At 70.5% G+C, this 16,738-nt stretch carries 16 protein-coding genes; 7 read left to right on the top strand and 9 right to left on the bottom strand.

Features of this window, described 5'->3' with window-relative positions; translation table 11 throughout:
- The first annotated feature begins 162 nt into the window (after positions 1-162).
- On the top strand, positions 163-4,095 hold the full coding sequence (locus tag JOD64_RS02220) for a ThuA domain-containing protein (protein ID WP_204940648.1): 3,933 nt from the start codon (positions 163-165) through the stop codon (positions 4,093-4,095).
- Between the two features lie 54 nt (positions 4,096-4,149).
- Here the strand turns inward: JOD64_RS02220 and JOD64_RS02215 are convergent, their stop codons facing one another.
- On the bottom strand, positions 4,150-4,560 hold the full coding sequence (locus tag JOD64_RS02215) for a hypothetical protein (protein ID WP_204940647.1): 411 nt from the start codon (positions 4,558-4,560) through the stop codon (positions 4,150-4,152).
- A gap of 88 nt (positions 4,561-4,648) precedes the next feature.
- On the opposite strand from JOD64_RS02215, the gene JOD64_RS02210 reads away from it, so the two are divergent.
- Together JOD64_RS02210 and JOD64_RS02205 are read left to right on the top strand one after the other, a co-directional pair.
- The gene (locus JOD64_RS02210; RefSeq protein WP_204940646.1) at positions 4,649-4,996 is read left to right on the top strand and encodes a PadR family transcriptional regulator; all 348 of its coding nucleotides are present in this window, start codon (positions 4,649-4,651) and stop codon (positions 4,994-4,996) included.
- Positions 4,993-6,069: a hypothetical protein gene (locus tag JOD64_RS02205; protein WP_204940645.1), complete on the top strand. Its 1,077-nt coding sequence runs from the start codon at positions 4,993-4,995 to the stop codon at positions 6,067-6,069. The genes JOD64_RS02210 and JOD64_RS02205 overlap by 4 nt, the downstream gene beginning before the upstream one ends.
- Positions 6,070-6,108: 39 nt before the next feature.
- Here JOD64_RS02205 and JOD64_RS02200 read toward each other — a convergent pair whose 3' ends face one another.
- Positions 6,109-6,555, bottom strand: coding sequence for a hypothetical protein (locus JOD64_RS02200; protein WP_204940644.1), 447 nt, complete (start codon positions 6,553-6,555; stop codon positions 6,109-6,111).
- Positions 6,556-6,669: 114 nt separating this feature from the next.
- Positions 6,670-7,188, bottom strand: a complete 519-nt coding sequence (locus JOD64_RS02195; protein ID WP_204940643.1) for a septum formation initiator — start codon at positions 7,186-7,188, stop codon at positions 6,670-6,672.
- Between the two features lie 240 nt (positions 7,189-7,428).
- On the opposite strand from JOD64_RS02195, the gene JOD64_RS02190 reads away from it, so the two are divergent.
- The 4 genes from JOD64_RS02190 to JOD64_RS02175 all read left to right on the top strand — a co-directional run bounded on the left by JOD64_RS02190 (position 7,429) and on the right by JOD64_RS02175 (position 10,588).
- Complete coding sequence (locus JOD64_RS02190; protein WP_204940642.1) at positions 7,429-8,124, top strand: response regulator transcription factor; 696 nt, start codon at positions 7,429-7,431, stop codon at positions 8,122-8,124.
- Positions 8,121-9,407 carry a sensor histidine kinase gene (locus tag JOD64_RS02185; protein ID WP_204940641.1) on the top strand — a complete coding sequence of 429 codons (1,287 nt, stop codon included), beginning with the start codon at positions 8,121-8,123 and terminating at the stop codon, positions 9,405-9,407. The genes JOD64_RS02190 and JOD64_RS02185 overlap by 4 nt, the downstream gene beginning before the upstream one ends.
- A gap of 28 nt (positions 9,408-9,435) precedes the next feature.
- Positions 9,436-9,990 (top strand): DUF5872 domain-containing protein, encoded by a 555-nt coding sequence (locus JOD64_RS02180; protein WP_204940640.1) that lies wholly within the window; start codon positions 9,436-9,438, stop codon positions 9,988-9,990.
- Between the two features lie 94 nt (positions 9,991-10,084).
- Entirely contained in the window at positions 10,085-10,588 is a 504-nt protein-coding gene (locus tag JOD64_RS02175) for a PepSY domain-containing protein (protein WP_204940639.1), read from the top strand.
- Between the two features lie 85 nt (positions 10,589-10,673).
- Here JOD64_RS02175 and JOD64_RS02170 read toward each other — a convergent pair whose 3' ends face one another.
- The 6 genes from JOD64_RS02170 to JOD64_RS02145 all read right to left on the bottom strand — a co-directional run bounded on the left by JOD64_RS02170 (position 10,674) and on the right by JOD64_RS02145 (position 16,630).
- Entirely contained in the window at positions 10,674-12,566 is a 1,893-nt protein-coding gene (locus JOD64_RS02170) for an ABC transporter ATP-binding protein (RefSeq protein WP_204940638.1), read from the bottom strand.
- A 224-nt stretch (positions 12,567-12,790) separates the two neighbouring features.
- Positions 12,791-13,426: a DinB family protein gene (locus JOD64_RS02165; RefSeq protein ID WP_239559347.1), complete on the bottom strand. Its 636-nt coding sequence runs from the start codon at positions 13,424-13,426 to the stop codon at positions 12,791-12,793.
- Between the two features lie 326 nt (positions 13,427-13,752).
- Positions 13,753-15,033, bottom strand: coding sequence for an HNH endonuclease signature motif containing protein (locus JOD64_RS02160; protein WP_204940637.1), 1,281 nt, complete (start codon positions 15,031-15,033; stop codon positions 13,753-13,755).
- 77 nt (positions 15,034-15,110) lie between these two features.
- Positions 15,111-15,620 (bottom strand): pyridoxamine 5'-phosphate oxidase family protein, encoded by a 510-nt coding sequence (locus JOD64_RS02155; RefSeq protein WP_204940636.1) that lies wholly within the window; start codon positions 15,618-15,620, stop codon positions 15,111-15,113.
- Between the two features lie 300 nt (positions 15,621-15,920).
- Positions 15,921-16,268, bottom strand: coding sequence for a thioredoxin (gene trxA / locus JOD64_RS02150; RefSeq protein ID WP_275581269.1), 348 nt, complete (start codon positions 16,266-16,268; stop codon positions 15,921-15,923).
- Positions 16,238-16,630, bottom strand: a complete 393-nt coding sequence (locus JOD64_RS02145) for a MerR family transcriptional regulator (protein WP_204940635.1) — start codon at positions 16,628-16,630, stop codon at positions 16,238-16,240. The genes trxA and JOD64_RS02145 overlap by 31 nt, the downstream gene beginning before the upstream one ends.
- Positions 16,631-16,738: the final 108 nt, after the last annotated feature.

Below are 16,738 nucleotides of genomic sequence, written 5' to 3'. Positions count from 1 at the left end.
CTGCGCACAGTCGCCTCCACCTGCGGAGATAACGCTCTCACGGATGGTGGGAGAACGCTTGACGCGCCCCCGGTTCGAACGCAACGATGCATTCGCATGTCTCGTCCCACCACCGCCAGGCGTGATCGGCGCACGCCGTCCTCGCACCGCGAAAGGACCATCGTGCGCAGATCCCTGAGATCGTGGCTCGGCGTCGCGCTGAGCGCGATCCTCGTGGCGGGCGGCATCGTCGCCGTGCCGCCCACGGCCAGCGCCGCACCGTTCACCGTGCTGGTCTTCAGCAAGACCGCCGGCTTCCGGCACGGATCCATCACCCCGGGCATCACCGCCATCCAGCAGCTCGGCGCCGCCAACGGCTTCACCGTCGAGGCCACCGAGGACGCTGCCCAGTTCACCGACGCCCACCTGGACCGGTTCGCCGCGGTGATCTGGCTGTCCACCACCGGTGACGTGCTCAACGCCGCGCAGCAGGCCGCGTTCGAGCGCTACATCCAGGGCGGCGGCGGGTACGTGGGCGTCCACGCCGCCTCCGACACCGAGTACGACTGGCCCTGGTACGGCGGGCTGGTCGGGGCGTACTTCGCCTCGCACCCGGCCGAACAGACCGTCACCGTCAAGGTCGCCGACCAGGTGCACCCGTCCACCGCGACGCTGCCGCAGCGGTGGAGCCGGTTCGACGAGCTGTACAACTACCGCACCAACCCCCGGGGCAACGCGCACGTGCTGGCCACCCTGGACGAGAGCACCTACACCGGCGGCAGCATGGGGGCCGACCACCCGATCTCCTGGTGCCAGAACTACTCCGGGGGCCGGGCCTGGTACACCGGCCTGGGCCACACCGACGCGTCGTTCACCGAGGCGAACTTCCGTCAGCACCTGCTCGGCGGCATCATGACCGCGTCCGGCGCGGTCGGCGCCGACTGTGGCGCCACCGTCAACAGCAGCTTCCAGCAGGTGGAGCTGGCCAAGGGCGCCGCCGAAACGGGCGAGCCGATGAGCCTCACCGTCCTGCCGGACCGGGGCGTGCTGCACACCTCCCGCAACGGCGTGATCCGGCACACCGACGCCGCCGGCAACACCAAGGTCGCCGCCACCCTGCCGGTCTACACCGGAGACGAGGAGGGCCTACAGGGCATCAAGGCCGACCCCAACTTCGCCACCAACCGCTGGGTGTACGCGTACTACGCCCCGCCGCTGAGCACCCCCGGTGGCGGTGCCCCGGCCACCGGCACCCCGGCCGAATTCGCTGTCTGGGACGGCGTCAACCGGCTGGCCCGGTTCACCGTGAACGCGGACAACACCATCAACCTGGGCAGTGAGACGCTGATCCTGAACGTGCCGACCAGCCGGGGCATGTGCTGCCATGTCGGCGGCGACATGGACTTCGACGCGGCGGGCAACCTCTACCTGTCCACCGGTGACGACACCAACCCGTTCGACTCGGCCGGTTTTACCCCGATCGACGAGCGGGCCGGGCGCAACCCGGCGTTCGACGCGCAGCGCACCTCGGCGAACAGCAACGACCTGCGCGGCAAGGTGCTCCGGATCAAGCCGAGCGCGGCCGGCGGTTACACCATTCCGGCCGGCAACATGTTCGCCCCGGGCACCGCACGGACCCGCCCGGAGGTCTACGCGATGGGCTTCCGCAACCCGTTCCGGATGAGCGTGGACAAGGCCACCGGCATCGTCTACCTCGGCGACTACGGTCCGGACGCGGGCACCGCCGACCCGAACCGGGGGCCGGCGGGCAACGTCGAGTTCGCCCGGATCGACAAGCCCGGCTTCTACGGGTGGCCGTACTGCACCGCCCGCAACGACGCGTACAACGACTACACCTTCCCGTCTGGTCCGTCCGGGCCGAAGTTCAACTGCGCGGGTGGGCCGGTGAACAACTCGCCCAACAACACCGGCATCACCCAGTTGCCGCCGGCCATCTCGGCGTGGCTGCCGTACGGCGGCTCCGGATCACCGCCGGAGTTCACCGGCGGTGGCCTGTCCCCGATGGGCGGCCCGGTCTACCGGTACGACCCGAACAACACCTCCGCCGTCGCGTTCCCCGAGTACTACGACGGGACCTACTTCGCCGGTGAGTTCGGCCGCCGCTGGATCAAGAACATCAAGCTCGACCCGGCCGGCCAACCGTTGAAGATCAACCCGTTCCCGTGGACCGGCACGCAGGTCATGGACATGGAGTTCGGGCCGGACGGCGCGCTCTACGTGCTCGACTACGGCACCGGCTGGTTCAACGGCGACGCCAACTCGGCGCTCTACCGCATCGAGTACGCCCGCACGGGCCGGGCACCACGGCCGGTCGTCTCAGCCACTCCGACCAGCGGCACCGCCCCGTTGACCGTGGCCTTCTCCTCGGCCGGCACCCTCGATCCGGACGGGGACCCGTTCACCTACGCGTGGGACTTCGACAACAACGGCACCACCGACTCGACCGCGGCGAACCCGAGTTTCACGTACACCACCAACGGGACCCGCAGCCCGACGCTCACGGTCCGGGACACCACCGGCAAGACAGCCACCGCGAGTGTGGTCGTCACGGTCGGCAACAGCGCCCCGGTGGTCACCGTGAACACCCCGTTGAACGGGCAGACCTTCAACTTCGGGGACGCGGTCCCGTTCACCGTCACCGTCGCCGACGCGCAGGACGGTGCGATCAACTGTGCCCGGGTGAAGGTCAACTATGTCCTCGGGCACGACTCGCACGGCCACCAGCTCGGCAGCGTGCAGGGCTGCACCGGGGTCATCCAGACTTCGGCCGACGGCGAGCACGACACCGCGGCGAACATCTTCGGCATCATCGACGCGGAGTACACCGACCTGGGTGGGGGTGGCCAGCCACCGCTGACCACACACACCCAGGCCGTCCTGCAGCCGCGGGTGCGCCAGGCCGAGCACTTCGGTGACTCGTCCGGCGTCCAGGTCGTCGCCGGAGCAGCCGGGCACGGCGGTGCCGCGGTCGGGTACGTCGACAACAACGATTGGATATCGTTCCGTCCCTACAACCTGACCGGCATCCAGTCGTTCAGTGCCCGGGTCGGCGCCCCGGCCGGGGGCGGCGGCACGTTGGAGCTACGGGTGGATTCGCCCACCGGGCCGCTGGTCGGCTCGGCCACCGTGGTGCCCACCGGTGGGTACGCCACCTTCGCCACGGTCACCGGTGGGGTCACCGCCCCGACCGGCACCCGGACCCTCTTCCTGGTCTTCAAGGGCACCGGCCCGTACTTCGACATCGACGAGTTCACCCTCTCCACCAGCCCCGGCGGCCCGGGCCCCGATCCCGACCCGCCCACCGGGAACCTGGCACAGGGCAAGCCCGCCCGAGCTTCCAGCCTCGAGGGCGCGTACGGCGCGGCCAACGCGTTCGACGGGGCGGTGGGCACCCGTTGGAGCAGCGCGTTCAGCGACCCGCAGTGGATCGATGTGGACCTCGGGGCCACGTACTCCCTCAACCGGGTGAAGCTGACCTGGGAGGCGGCGTACGGCAGTGGGTACCAGATCCAGACCTCGCCGGACGGGGTCAACTTCACCACGATCCGTACGGTGACCGGCGGCGACGGTGGCGTGGACGACCTGACCGGGCTCACCGGCTCCGGCCGGTTCGTCCGGCTCCTCGGCACCACCCGGGGCACCGCCTGGGGTTACTCGCTGTTCGAGTTCGAGGTGTACGGCGCCACCGGTGGCCCGACCGGGCCGGGCACCAACCTGCTGTTGAACAAGCCGACGTCGACGTCCAGCAACGAGGGGGCCGACGTGGCCGGCGCCCGGGCGGTGGACGGCAGCCTCACCACCCGCTGGTCGAGCACGTTCTCGGATCCACAGTGGATCCGGGTCGACTTCGGCACGTCCACCGCGATCGGTCGGGTCAAGCTGAACTGGGAGGCGGCGTACAGCAGCGCGTACCAGATCCAGACCTCGACCGACGGCACCACCTGGACCACCGTGAAGACGGTGACCGGCGCCGACGGCGGAGTGGACGAGCACAGCGGCCTCGGCGCCAACGGCCGCTACCTGCGGATCTACGGCACCGCCCGGGGCACCGGATACGGCCATTCGCTCTGGGAGTTGGAGGCGTACGCGAGCTGAGTCAGCGCCGCTGACGTGGCCGGCACGGATCACCGTGCCGGCCACGTCGGTCGCTCAACTGCTGGGCGTCGGCGAGGGCAGCCTGGTGAACGGCCACGGGTAGGCGCCGAACAGGTTGGTGCACGCGGTGAGCAACTCCTGTCGAGCGTCGGCCAGGCGCAGGTTGACCGGCCCCTTGTCGACGGTGGGGTCGTTCTCCACCCAGAGCCTGCCGGCTTCCTGGGCGATCGGTCCGAGCCGCTGCCCGGCCTCCCGCACACCGGCATCGGCCGATTCGATGGCGCGCGTCGCGGTGCCCATGTCCTCGACGGGAGGGTTGTTCTTCTCGATGGTGAGCGCCACGCGGGTGCACGCGGAGGCGGCGGACTTGTCCGAGGGCGTGGTTGAACTGGCCGCGGGTGCGGGCGCTTCGGTGGGAGAGCAACCAGCCAGCAGCAGTGAGGCGACAACGAGGGTGCGGATCACGGCAGAAGCTTAGCGATCTTCAGGTCCGGATCGGGTGGCCACTTTCGCTGACCTTGCATATACCGATGACCGGTATATGCTGCCTGTCATGGCTGAGAGTCCACTGCGGGAACCGACGTTCCTGGTGCTCACCGCGCTGGCGGAGGCGCCCAAGCACGGTTACGCCGTCATCGAGGACGTGCTGCGCATCTCCGACAGCCGGGTGCGCCTACGCGCCGGCACCCTCTACGCCGTCCTCGACCGGCTCCGCGTCGACGGCCTCATCGAGGTCGAGCGCGAGGAGGTGGTGCAGTCGCGACTGCGCCGCTACTACCGACTCACCGCGCTCGGCGCGCGTCGGCTCGCCGAAGAGGCGGACCGCCTACGGCACAACGCGGACGCCGCCCGCGTGCGGCTGCGCCGCGGCGGCCTACTGAGCAATGGAGGTGCGGCGTGAGCAGCGACGATCTGGAACGCCGTTACCGACGGTTGCTGGCCGTCTATCCGTGGGAGCACCGCCGGGCGTACGAGGACGAGATGCTGGCCGTGCTCGTCGCCGGCGCGCGGCCCGGTCAGCGGCGACCTGCCGCAGGTGACGCGATGAATCTGGTCGGTGCCGGGCTGCGGGCTCGGCTGCGGGTGAGCGCACGGGGGTTCACCGGGCCGACCTGGGCGGACGCGGCGGCGGTGACGGGCCTGCTGGTCGGTTCCATCCTGCTCGCGCTCGCCGGGAAGTCACTGCTCGACCAGCTCATCCGGGACCCGAGCATGCCACCGGGGTACGGGCCGGGAAGCCCCGACCTCGTCGACTGGCTGCGGGTGGCCGGCTGGGCGGGCGTCTGCGTGGCCGTGCTGGTCGGGTGGCGCTGGTTGGCCGCCGGTCTGGCCTGGGCTGGCGCGATCGGCTGGGGCGCGCTGGTCGCTCCCCGGGCCGGTGACGATCTCACGTACGTGGTGGACACCCTGCCGCGCCTCGCCCTCGCCGTCGTGGCGGCCGCCGCGCTGACCGTGCCGGCGCCGCGTCGCCGGGTGATCGCGCTGCTGGGGCCTCGCCGATTGGCGGTGCTGCTGCTCGCACCGACCGCGATGGTGGCACTGTTGGAGATCAACCGGGTGACCAGCCCCAGATTCGACCCTGTCGGCGAGGTCAGCTACCAGGTCTTCTACGGCATCGAGGCGGGCAGCGAGCTGATCCTCTGGCTCTACGTCGCCGGCCTGGCCGCCGCCGCGTTGACCATGCTGATCACGCTGGTCAGGCTCGACCCCGGGGTACGCCGACGGATCGTCGTCATGCTCCTCCCGGTCGCGGCGCTCTCCCTGGTGATCGACAGCGCCCTCGCCGGTTGGTCCACCTCCACCATGTACATGGGACACGTCATTCCCCTGGTGCCGGCGCAGTGGGCGATGCTGATGCTCGTCCCACCGGTGACCTTCCTGGCCGGGGCACTGCTCGTCCGTCGTCGGGAGGAGACGATGCGCATGGTCGCCCTGGGCCGGGCCGCGGACCGCGAGCAGCCGGTGGGGCAGTAGGGCGCGACCCGTGGTCAGTCGTCGGCGGCCAGTGGATTGTCATCTGGAGCCCTGGTCAGTGCTGGCGACGGGGCCGGGCCGGTCGACCAGTCGATCCGGGTGGCCCTGCCGTTCGATGTCCCGCACCCATTGCCGGGTCAGTGCCACGGCGGCGGTGCGGCCCGCCACCCGTCGTCGATGCGGTGGGTCGCCGTCCCGGTCATCCGTCGCGACCAGGGACGGATCAAGTGGGTAGGCCACAACCGGCCAGCGGCCGGAAATCGCTCGAAATGGCCAGACGACCGAGGTGGCCAGCAGCGCGGCGAGCCAGTTGAGGAGATGACCGAGGCCAAGAACGGCCAGGATCGCGATCACGATGATTTCGAAGGGACCGCCGTCCGCGCCTTCAAGTGGCGGCCGAGGAAAGCGGGGACGCCAGGCGAGGCGGCGGCGGCCCACCCGCCATGCACAGAGCTGACCCGACTCGTCCCGCCACAGCGCCAGCACGGTGCGATGGTGGCTTACGAGGGCTCCGGCCGTCAATCCGCCAGCCGGTACGCCTCCACCCGTCAAGCGTCCACCTCAGCTGCGGGCACCCGTCCGGCCGAGCAGTCAGCCGGTTCAGTCGTCGGCGACGGCTACCGGCTCCGAGCCGATGCAGCGCACCTTCAACTCGTACTCGCGGGCCGACCCCTCGAACGTGACTTCGACGTCGTCGTCCGGGCCCCGGTCCACGTCCCTGACCCGGTAGCCCTGCGCGGGCGCCCAGGAGACGAGGCGTACGCCGCCGGCACCGCACTCGGCCACGGCCGTGCCGCCGTCGGTGGCGAAACCCCGGCGGACCCCGGAGCTGGCGGTCGGCGTGATGCTCGTCGTGCCCGGGCCGGGCGCGGCGCTGGTCGTGCCCGGGCCGGTCGCGGTGGCGCTCGTCGCGTCCGGGCCGGGCGGCGCGACGCTCGTGGCGGCGGGCCCCGGCTCCGGCGAGGCGAGCGCGCGTTCGATCTCCGCCTCGCTGCGCACCCCGCCCGGTGTGCCGGTGATGCTCTCGCCCACCAGTCGGATCGCACCCAGCCCGATCAGGGTTGCCACGGCGGCCGTGGCCACCCACCCGGTGGCGACGAGGATCGAACGACGGCTCATGCCCCGACTATCCCCGATCCGATGTTGTTGCCGGCACATCCCGACGCTAAGCCAGGGTTAACGCCAACGCTGCGCAGTGAGCGTGCTGGTTGTCGACGAGGTGGGAGACCGCCACAGTCGGCGACCTGGGTCGATCACGTTCCGAGCCGTCCACGAAGGGCCGGGACATCGTTCGGGCCGCATCGCCGACCGCCACGGCGAGACCACGTGGTCCTGCAGCGGAACGGTTAGCCTGCCAGGGTGGCCCGCCTGCTGCTCATCGAGGATGACCTGACCATCCGTACCCCGCTGATCCGAGCATTGCGGGAACGCGGCCATGCGGTGGCCGCGGCCTCGACCGCGATGGCCGGGCTCCGCGACGCGCTCGAAGACCGGCCCGATCTCGTGGTGCTCGACCTGGGCCTGCCCGACCTGGACGGGCGCGAGCTGCTGCGGATGCTGCGCGCGGTCAGCTCGGTGCCGGTCATCGTGGCCACCGCACGCGACGACGAGGCCGAGATCGTGCGGGTGCTCGACGCGGGCGCCGACGACTACGTGGTCAAGCCGTTCACCGCGGCGCAGCTCGATGCGCGCGTCCGGGCGGTGCTGCGACGGGGGCCCGCCGGGGCGGACGCGCAGGACCCGGCGCTCGTCGTCGGCGGGCTACGGATCGACCCGAGGGCCCGACAGGTCGCCCTGGACGGGGTGGCGGTCGAGCTGACGCCCCGGGAGTTCGACCTGCTGCACCACCTCGCCGGCCGGCCCGGCCAGGTGGTCACCAAACGTGAGCTGCTCACCGAGGTCTGGCAGATCCCGTACGGCGGCGCCGACAAGACCGTCGACGTGCACCTGTCCTGGTTGCGGCGCAAGTTGGGGGAGAGCGCCCAGCAGCCCCGCTACCTGCACACGGTGCGTGGTGTCGGGGTGCGTCTCGAGGCGCCGGCGGCACAGCCGTGAGGGCACGGCTCGCGCTGCTGGTCGCCGCGGTCAGCGTGCTCACCCTCATCGCGTTCCTGGTGCCGCTGGCGCTGCTGGTCCGCACCGTCGCGGAGGACCGGGCCACCGTTCGGGCGACCGCCGATGCGCAGAGTCTGGTGCCGGTGGTCGGCACCGCCGACGCGGCGACCATCCGACTCACCGTCGAGCAACTCGCCGCGGAGTCCGGACGACCGGTGAGCGTCTTCCTGCCGGACGGCACGGTGCTCGGCGCCCAGACACCCCGTACGCCAGCGGTGGCCCTGGCCGCGCGCGGGCAGAGCCTCACCGGGGAGTCGGCGGCCGGGCGGGAGGTGGTCATCGCCGTGCAGGGGCGGGCGGACGGGACCGGGGTGATCCGGATCGTGGTGCCGCAGCACGAGCTGACCGCCGGGGTGAGCCGGGCGTGGTTGGTGCTGGCGCTGCTCGGCGTGATCCTCGTGCTGATCGGGCTGCTGGTCGCCGACCGGCTGGCGCGCACCCTGGTCCGGCCGATCAGCGACCTCTCCGCCGTCTCACACCGGCTGGCGAACGCCGAGCTGGACGCCCGGGTCACCCCAGCCGGCCCGGCTGAACTGCGCGAAGTGGCAGGTGCGCTCAATCATCTCGCCACCCGGATCCAGGTGCTCCTGGTGCAGGAGCGCGAGCAGGTCGCCGACCTGTCGCACCAGCTGCGTACACCGCTGACCGCCTTGCGTCTGGAGGCGGAGTCGTTACGTGACCCGGACGACGCCGCCCGGATCACCGCCGCGGCGGACGGCCTCGAGCGGGCGGTCACCGGGCTGATCCGGCAGGCGCGGTGGCGCAACTCGCCGGCGGAACCGGCCAGCTCGGACGCGGCGGCGATCGTCGCCGACCGGGTCGCGTTCTGGTCGGTGCTGGCCGAGGACACGGGCCGGACCGTCACCCTCGACCTGGCTGCCGGCCCGATCCCGGTCGGTGTGGCCGCCGACAACCTGACGGCGGCCGTGGACGCCCTGCTCGGCAACGTCTTCGCCCACACGCCCGACGGCACACCGTTCGCCGTCCGGCTCGCCCGCGAGGCGGGGGAGGTGGTCCTCACCGTCGCCGACGAGGGCACCGGTATGCCGGCCGGGGCGGTGCGGCGGGGCGCCAGCGCAGCCGGGTCGACCGGCCTCGGCCTGGACATCGCCCGGCGTGCCGCGCAGGCCGGCGGCGGTCGCCTGGAGGTGCGGACCGGGCCGGGCGGCGGGGCTCAGGTGCTGCTCCGGCTCGGGCCGCCGACGTCACCCATGCAGGCATAGGCGCTGCGCCCCCGGGTAGCTGCCAGTCATGGCGCGGTATACGAAACCCGAGCTCAGAGAGCAGATCAAGGAAGAGGTCAAGGCTTCCGACAAGGGCGGCAGGCCGGGGCAGTGGTCGGCGCGCAAGTCACAGCTGGTCACTCAGGAGTACAAGAAGCGCGGCGGGGGATTCCTGGGCGAAAAGGACGAGCGGCAGAAGTCGCTGCAACGCTGGGGCGACGAGAAGTGGCAGACGAAAGAGGGCGACACTCGTGCACGCAAGGACGGCACGACGAGTCGATACCTGCCCAAGAAGGCCTGGGACGAGATGTCGGAGAGCCAGAAGCGCGCGACCGACACCAAGAAGCGCGAAGCGTCCCGCACCGGCAGGCAGTACGTCGCCAACACCGGGCCGGCCAAACGAGCGCGCCGAGATGCCACCACGGCCGGCCGGATGTCGGAGATGTCCGTCGCCGAGGCCGCCAAGCTGGTCCGTGGCCTCGACACGCGACAGCTCAAGACCGCCCTGCGTAACGAGCACGCCGGCAAGGACCGCAAGACGCTCGTCCAGCGGCTGGAGGCGGAACTCAACCGGCGCGGCTGACGGGCTTAACCCGGCCTTAGCGTCCCGACAGCGCGGCGCTATCCCGATCCGACCGATCCTCAGAGTCGACAACCGAGGAGAGGTGGACACCACGATGAAGCGCAGCAATCTGCTTCTGGCGACGGTAGGCGGGTCGGCGGTGCTGGCGGTGGCCGGCGTCGCCCTGGGCGTCAACGCCGCAAACGACACGCGGGCGGGCGGCACGGCACTCGCCGCGGCGACCGTCGCGCCGACGGACACGGACGCGCCCGGGGCCAGCGGTTCGCCGTCGGCCGGAACCCCATCGGGTACGCCATCGGCCGGAACGCCGTCGGCCGGCACCGCGCCGGCGGGCAGCGCGGTCGACGAGAGGCGTGCCGGGGAGATCGCGCTCGCCAAGGCCGGCGGCGGCCAGATCGTCGAGGTCGAGGCCGAGCAGGAACACGGCCGACCGGTGTGGAGCGTCGAGATCGTCGCGGGCGACACCGAGCACGAGGTGGACGTCGACCGGGACAACGGATCGGTGGTCAAGGCCGAGCAGGAGCCGGCCGACGACGACGATGACGACCGGTCCGGCGATGACGACGATGACGATGACGGCAGCTCCGACGACGACTGACCGTCTGAGGCCGCCGCCCGCCACGGGGATCACCGGGACGGGCGGCGGCTCTGGTCGAGGAGCAGGCGCTCCCAGTGACGCGGCCTCAGATGCCGACCCGTTGCTCCTGCACCGTCGGCTGTTCCTGGTCGAACTGGGTGCGGTACAGCTCCTGGTACCGGCCGCCCGCGGCGAGCAGGTCGCTGTGTCGCCCACGTTCGACGATGCGTCCGTCCTCGACGACGAGGATCTGATCTGCCGCCCGGATGGTGGAGAGCCGGTGTGCGATGACCACGCTCGTCCGGCCCGTCAGGGCTTCGGCGAGGGCCTCCTGAACCGCCGCCTCCGAGGTCGAGTCGAGATGCGCGGTCGCTTCGTCGAGGATGACCACGCGCGGACGGGCCAGCAGCAGCCGCGCGATGGTGAGCCGCTGCCGTTCCCCACCCGACAGGCGGTATCCGCGTTCACCGACGACAGTGTCGAGCCCATCCGGAAGTGAGCGGATCAGACCGTCGAGTCGGGCCCGCTCGAGCACCTCCCACATCTCGTCCTCGGTGGCGTCCGGCTGAGCGAACGCCAGGTTGGCACGGATGCTCTCGTGGAAGAGGTGCCCGTCCTGGGTCACCACGCCCAGCGCAGTGCGGATCGACTCGGCCGACAGATCGCGTACGTCGATGTCGGCGAGCTTCACCGCCCCGTCCTCGACGTCGTACAGGCGGGGCACGAGCTGCGCGATCGTCGACTTGCCCGCCCCGGACGAGCCGACGAGGGCGACCATCTGCCCCGCTTCGGCGCGGAACGACACGCCGTGCAGCACTTCCTCGCCGCCGCGCGTATCGAGCTTCGCCACATCCTCCAGGGACGCGAGCGACACCTTGTCCGCCGACGGGTAGCCGAACCGCACCCCGTCGAACTCCACCGCGACCGGCCCGTCGGGGAGTGGGCGGGCGTTTGACCTGTCGAGGATCAGCGGCGTGAGGTCGAGGACCTCGAACACCCGCTCGAAGCTCACCAGCGCGCTCATCACCTCGACCCGGGCGCTGGCCAGTGACGTCAACGGTGCGTAGAGACGCGACAGGAGCAGTGCGAGGGCGACGACGGTCCCGGCGTCGAGGCTGCCCCGCAGGGCGTAGACGCCGCCCAACCCGTAGACCAGGGCCAGCGCCAGTGAACCGACGACGGTGAGCGCGGTGATGAAGACCCACTGGAGCATGGCGGCGCGGATGCCGATGTCGCGTACCCGTCGTGCCCGCGCCGCGAACTCGGCGGACTCCTCGGCAGGACGCCCGTACAGCTTGACCAGGGTGGCACCGGGCGCGGAGAAGCGCTCTGTCATCCGGGTGCTCATGGCCGCGTTGTGCTCGGCGGCCTCGCGCTGCAACTGGGCGAGCCGCGAACCCATCCGCCGGGCCGGTAGCACGAAGATGGGCAGCAGGACGAGCGCCAGCAGCGTGATCTGCCAGGAGAAGGTGAGCATCACGGCCAACGTCAGAATCAACGTGACCGCGTTGCCCACCACACTCGACAGGGTGTCGCTGAAGGCCCGCTGCGCGCCGATCACGTCGTTGTTCAGGCGGCTGACCAGCGCACCCGTGCGAGTCCGGGTGAAGAACGCCACCGGCATCCGCTGAACGTGGTCGAAGACCGCCGTCCGTAGCTGGACGATCAACCCCTCGCCGATGCTCGCGGAGAGGAACCGCGTCAGCAGACCCAGGCCGGCCTCGGCGAGAGCGATCAGCGCGATCAGCACCGCCAACCGGATCACGACGCCGCTGGCGGCGCCGTCGACGATCGCGTCGACCACACGACCGGCGAGTACGGGTGCCGCCACCGTGAGAACCGCGGTCACCACGCTCAGCAGCAGGAACCTGATGATCAAGGCGCGGTGTGGTCGTGCGAACTTCGCGATCCGCTTCAGGGTGGCCCGTGACAGCGGTCGCTCATCTTGCGCGTTTATCGTGTGGTGCAGAGACATCCACGCGGTAACTTCCATGCTCATGCCGTACCTCCGATACCGGAGGTTAGGACCTCACCCGAGCTTGAGGTCAAGTCACCGCGCCGGGGTGCCGTATCCGCGGCGGTTCCGAGGTAGGTCCGTCGGACGTGGACTGTCGTGCATTGGACGACGTCCGAACCTTCCTCCGCCGCCACCCGCGCATCTATCTACCGGGCCGTCCTCGCCCTCCGCACCGCCGTCACTGGCTTCCATGATCGACGGAAAATCTAGTTGCTGCGTTTGCTGGCGTCGAGGGCAGCCTGTTCCACTCGCTGGCGGTGGTCCAGCCACCATGACTCATCGGCCGGAGGCAGGTTGTCGTTGCCGGGCAGCAGCCCGGCCGCCCCGTCGATGAGTTCCCGCACGATGTCAGCGTGACCGGCGTGCCGTTGTGTCTCCGCGATGACGTGGACCATGACCTGGTGCAACGTGACCGCCTCATCGCCCCACCACGGCACGCCGCCGACCTCGTCCAGCGCAAGGGCTTCGATGGTGGCATCGGCGTGGGCGATCGCGCGACGGTACAGCACGACGATCTCCTCGCGGGTCTCATCCGCGGTCGCCCACATGTCGGCGTTGGTCTCCGCTCCGTCACCGACGTACGGCAGATCCTGCTCGAACGGTCGACCGAACACGACGCCGAAGTAGAGGATCTCCATGGCCGCGGAGTGCTTCACCAGACCGAGCAGGTTGGTTGCGGTCCGGGTCAACGGACGCCGAATGTCGTATTCGCTGACTCCGTCGAGCTTCCACAGCAGCGCGTCGCGGCCGCCCTTCAAGTAACTGTGCAGGTCTGCCTTCATCGCGGCACTATGGCATCCGATCGGGTGTCGGCGCTGCCCCGGACGATCCACGAAACCCATGATCGGCGGGACACGTCCCAGGCACTCTTCGGTGGCGTTTCTGTTACGCCAGACGACCTGCGGCTGATCATGCCGCCGTGGGCCGTGGGCCGTGGGCCGTGGGCCGTGGGCTGTGGGCCGTGGGCCGTGGGCTGTGGGCCGTGGGCCGTGGGTCGGAGGTCGTGCGGTGAGGTGGTCGGTCCCGCCGAGGGCGCGACAACGCAAGGCGGTGCGCGTTGCCGGCCGCGCAGATGGGCCCTATATCGGGCAACGCAGACCAGTACCTGGGGGGCGTCCCAAGGGCCCGGCTCGTCGGCCTGACAGAGGTGATCGCCTTGCTCGTGTGTCTATCTGCGTCGGTGGTAGTGGTTGCGGCGGGGGACCTGTTCGGGGTCGAGCCAGGCGGGTGGGATGAACTCGGGGTGGCTGTCGCCGCCGAGGCGGACGGTCCAGTCGCTGTGGTGGAGGTGTCGGTGGTGGTGGCCGCAGAGTAGGACGGCGTTGTCGAGGTTGGTGGTGCCGCCGTCGGCCCAGTGGTGGATGTGGTGGGCGTCGCACCAGCGGGGTGGTCGGTCGCATCCGGGGAACGCGCAGCCGCGGTCGCGAAGGACGAGGGCGCGGCGTAGGGGCCCGGTGATGAGGCGGCGTTGCCGGCCGACGTCGAGGACCTGGCTGGCGCTGCCGAGCACGGCAGGGAGGATCGTGGCGTCGCAGGCGAGGCGGCGCACTGTTTCCGGGGTGAGATGGAGACCGGTGTCGAGGGTGCCAGCGTGGAGGAGGCCGGTGTCGAGGGTGCTGGTGTTGAGCTGTCGGGCGAGGCCGTCGTAGCTGGTGGTGACGACGATCTGGGCCGGTTCGCCGCCGTGTTCGGGTAGCTGCCCGGTGCGCAGGCTGAGTCGGCACACGTCGGCGAGGGCGTCGTGGCGGCGTTGCCCGGGGGTGCGGGCGTCGTCGGGGCCGGAGGGTGCGGTCAGCGGGTCGATGGCGGCGCGCAGCAGGCCGGCGGTTTCGGCGTCGAGGGTGCCGGTGAGTCGGAGTCGGCCGTCGGTTTGCTCGGACAACGTGAGGTGGCGGTCGCGGGTGGCGCGGGTGGTTTCGGCTTGCAGTGCGGCCCGGGCGGCGGTGTCGGCGATGTCGGGTGCGACGTGGTCGAGGATGCGGGTGCCGAGTTTGCGCAACAGGGTGGGGTCGAACTGCCCAGCCCAGTGGACGAGCACTCCGACGGCTTTGTCGGCGGCTTCGGGGCCGGCGGCGGTGTGCACGGTGGTGACGGTGTCGGCGATGACTCGGGCTTGGTCGAGGGTGATGGTGGCGTCGGCCAGTGCTCGTCGTACGCCTGGGTTGGCGGTGTCGAGTGCGGTGGCGAGGTCGACGAGTCGGCGGGCGGCGGGGATGGTGAGGTGGAGCCGTTCGCGCAACCAGACCGCGGTGGATGAAGCGCCCTGTGCGCGGGCCGTGCCGCGGGCGTCGATCTCGCGGATCAGGGCGAGTTTCACGGCGGCGAGGCGCTGCTCCAGGCGGTGCGCGGCATCGAGTGCCGCGATCAGGTCGTGCTCGGCCTGGGCCCAGGTGGCGGCGTCGACGCAGGCTGCGACGGCGCCATCTGCCTGCGCCAACTCCTCAACCATGGGCCGAGATTAGAACACGTGTACGACAAAATCGGGCGGCGTGATCAACTGGCTTGCGTGGTCGGGCTGAGGGACCTTCAGCGACGCCAGAACTGGCGTGGCGCGAATCCCTCACGTCGCAGCCAATGCTCGGTGTAGACGATTCGCTCCGCTTCAATGACCACGAGTGTGTCCTCGGGCGGCTCGGACAGCGGTCGCCCCCGCTCGGCGTGCTCGTTCTCCCAGCGGAACGCCGACCAGTAGTGCGCACGGTCCGGATGCTCCGGGTCAAGCACCCTGGCCGTTCCGAACAGTTGGGCACCGCGGCTGCTGGCCAGCCCGACCAGCGGCGCGAAGATGCCGACGGACACGCGCGGGTCGGCGACGATGTTGCGCATCTTCGGCGAGCGTGGCGCGGCGGTGAAGAGCACCGCGAAGCCGAGCGGGTAATACCGCACCGGTGTGGCCAGCGGCCCGTCCGGACCCGTGGTTGCGAGCACACACATGTTCTGCGACGACAGAAGGTGGGAAATGCGCTCTTCAAGCCGTTCACGATCGAGCCGCTTCGTCGGGGTGGGCCCGGACAACCACGGGTTCGTCAGCGGCATGCGACGTCCTCGATCATGGCGAGCACCCTACCCGCGTCGCCTGCCACCAGGATCGGGAGAGTCGCCCCGGGTCGGCGGGGCCGTCGGCGAACGGAAAAGATCCGTGCCTCCTCGACCATGACCAGAGCCTTGAACAGGTGTATGACAACTTTCAGTGGTCAGGATCGATCGCTGTCAGGCGGAGCGGAGACGATCGCCTCCACCACCCGCCCGGTGAGGAGCTGTGCCGCCACCGTGAGGACCGCCGTCACCACGCTCAACAGCAGGAGGCGAGAGGCAGAACTCGACCAGTGGTGGCGGTCACAGGCCGGCGTGCATGGTCAGGCTCTGCCGCAGGTGGAGTTTCGGCCTGGACCCGACGATCGAGCCGACGACCTCGCCCCCACGGAACACCAGCAGCGTCGGCAGGGACATGACTGCGTAGCGCCGCGTGGCCTGCGGGTTGTCGTCGGAGTTCAGCTTGGCAATGACCATCCGGTCGCCGAACTCCTGTGCCAGCTCGACGAGGCTCTTCTCGATCATCTTGCACGGCGGGCACCACTCCGCCCAGAAGTCGACCACGACGGGCCGGTCGCTGGCCAGAACCAGCTCGGCGAACGAGTCGTCGGTGACGGTGATCAGGGAGCTGACGCTCGTTTCCTGGGGCATGTTTCCTCCGGGTGCGCGATGGCGTGGGTGAGCTGGGTGTGCAACTGCTGACGGACCGCTCCGAGCCGATCGAGGTAGTCGTCGACCTCGGCGAGCTTGCGTCGCAGCACCAGCACGGAATCCGGACAGACGTCACCGGACGCGTTGCCCGCTCGGAGACAGGCGACGAACGGACGGACGTCGTCGAGGCCGAAGCCGACGTCGAGCAGCGCCCGGATCTCCCGGACGACCCGCAGCTCCGCCTCGTCGTAGACGCGGTAGCCGTTCGCTGAGCGCTGCGGGTGTACCAACCCGTGGGCTTCGTAGTACCGCAACGTTCGGGTGCTCGTGCCGGCCCGTTCCGCCAGCTCGCCGATCAGCATCAGACCTCCTTGATCAGCCTGTCGCGACCAGGCTAAACCTTGTCGTCAGCGTCAAGGCAAGGCTGCTCCCGGTCCCCAGCACGGCACAGGGCGCCGCGAGGCGGCGCC

Source organism: Micromonospora luteifusca, assembly GCF_016907275.1.
Lineage (GTDB): Bacteria > Actinomycetota > Actinomycetes > Mycobacteriales > Micromonosporaceae > Micromonospora > Micromonospora luteifusca.
Note: the sequence above shows the minus strand (reverse complement) of the source record. Positions and strands in the feature narration are given on the sequence as shown.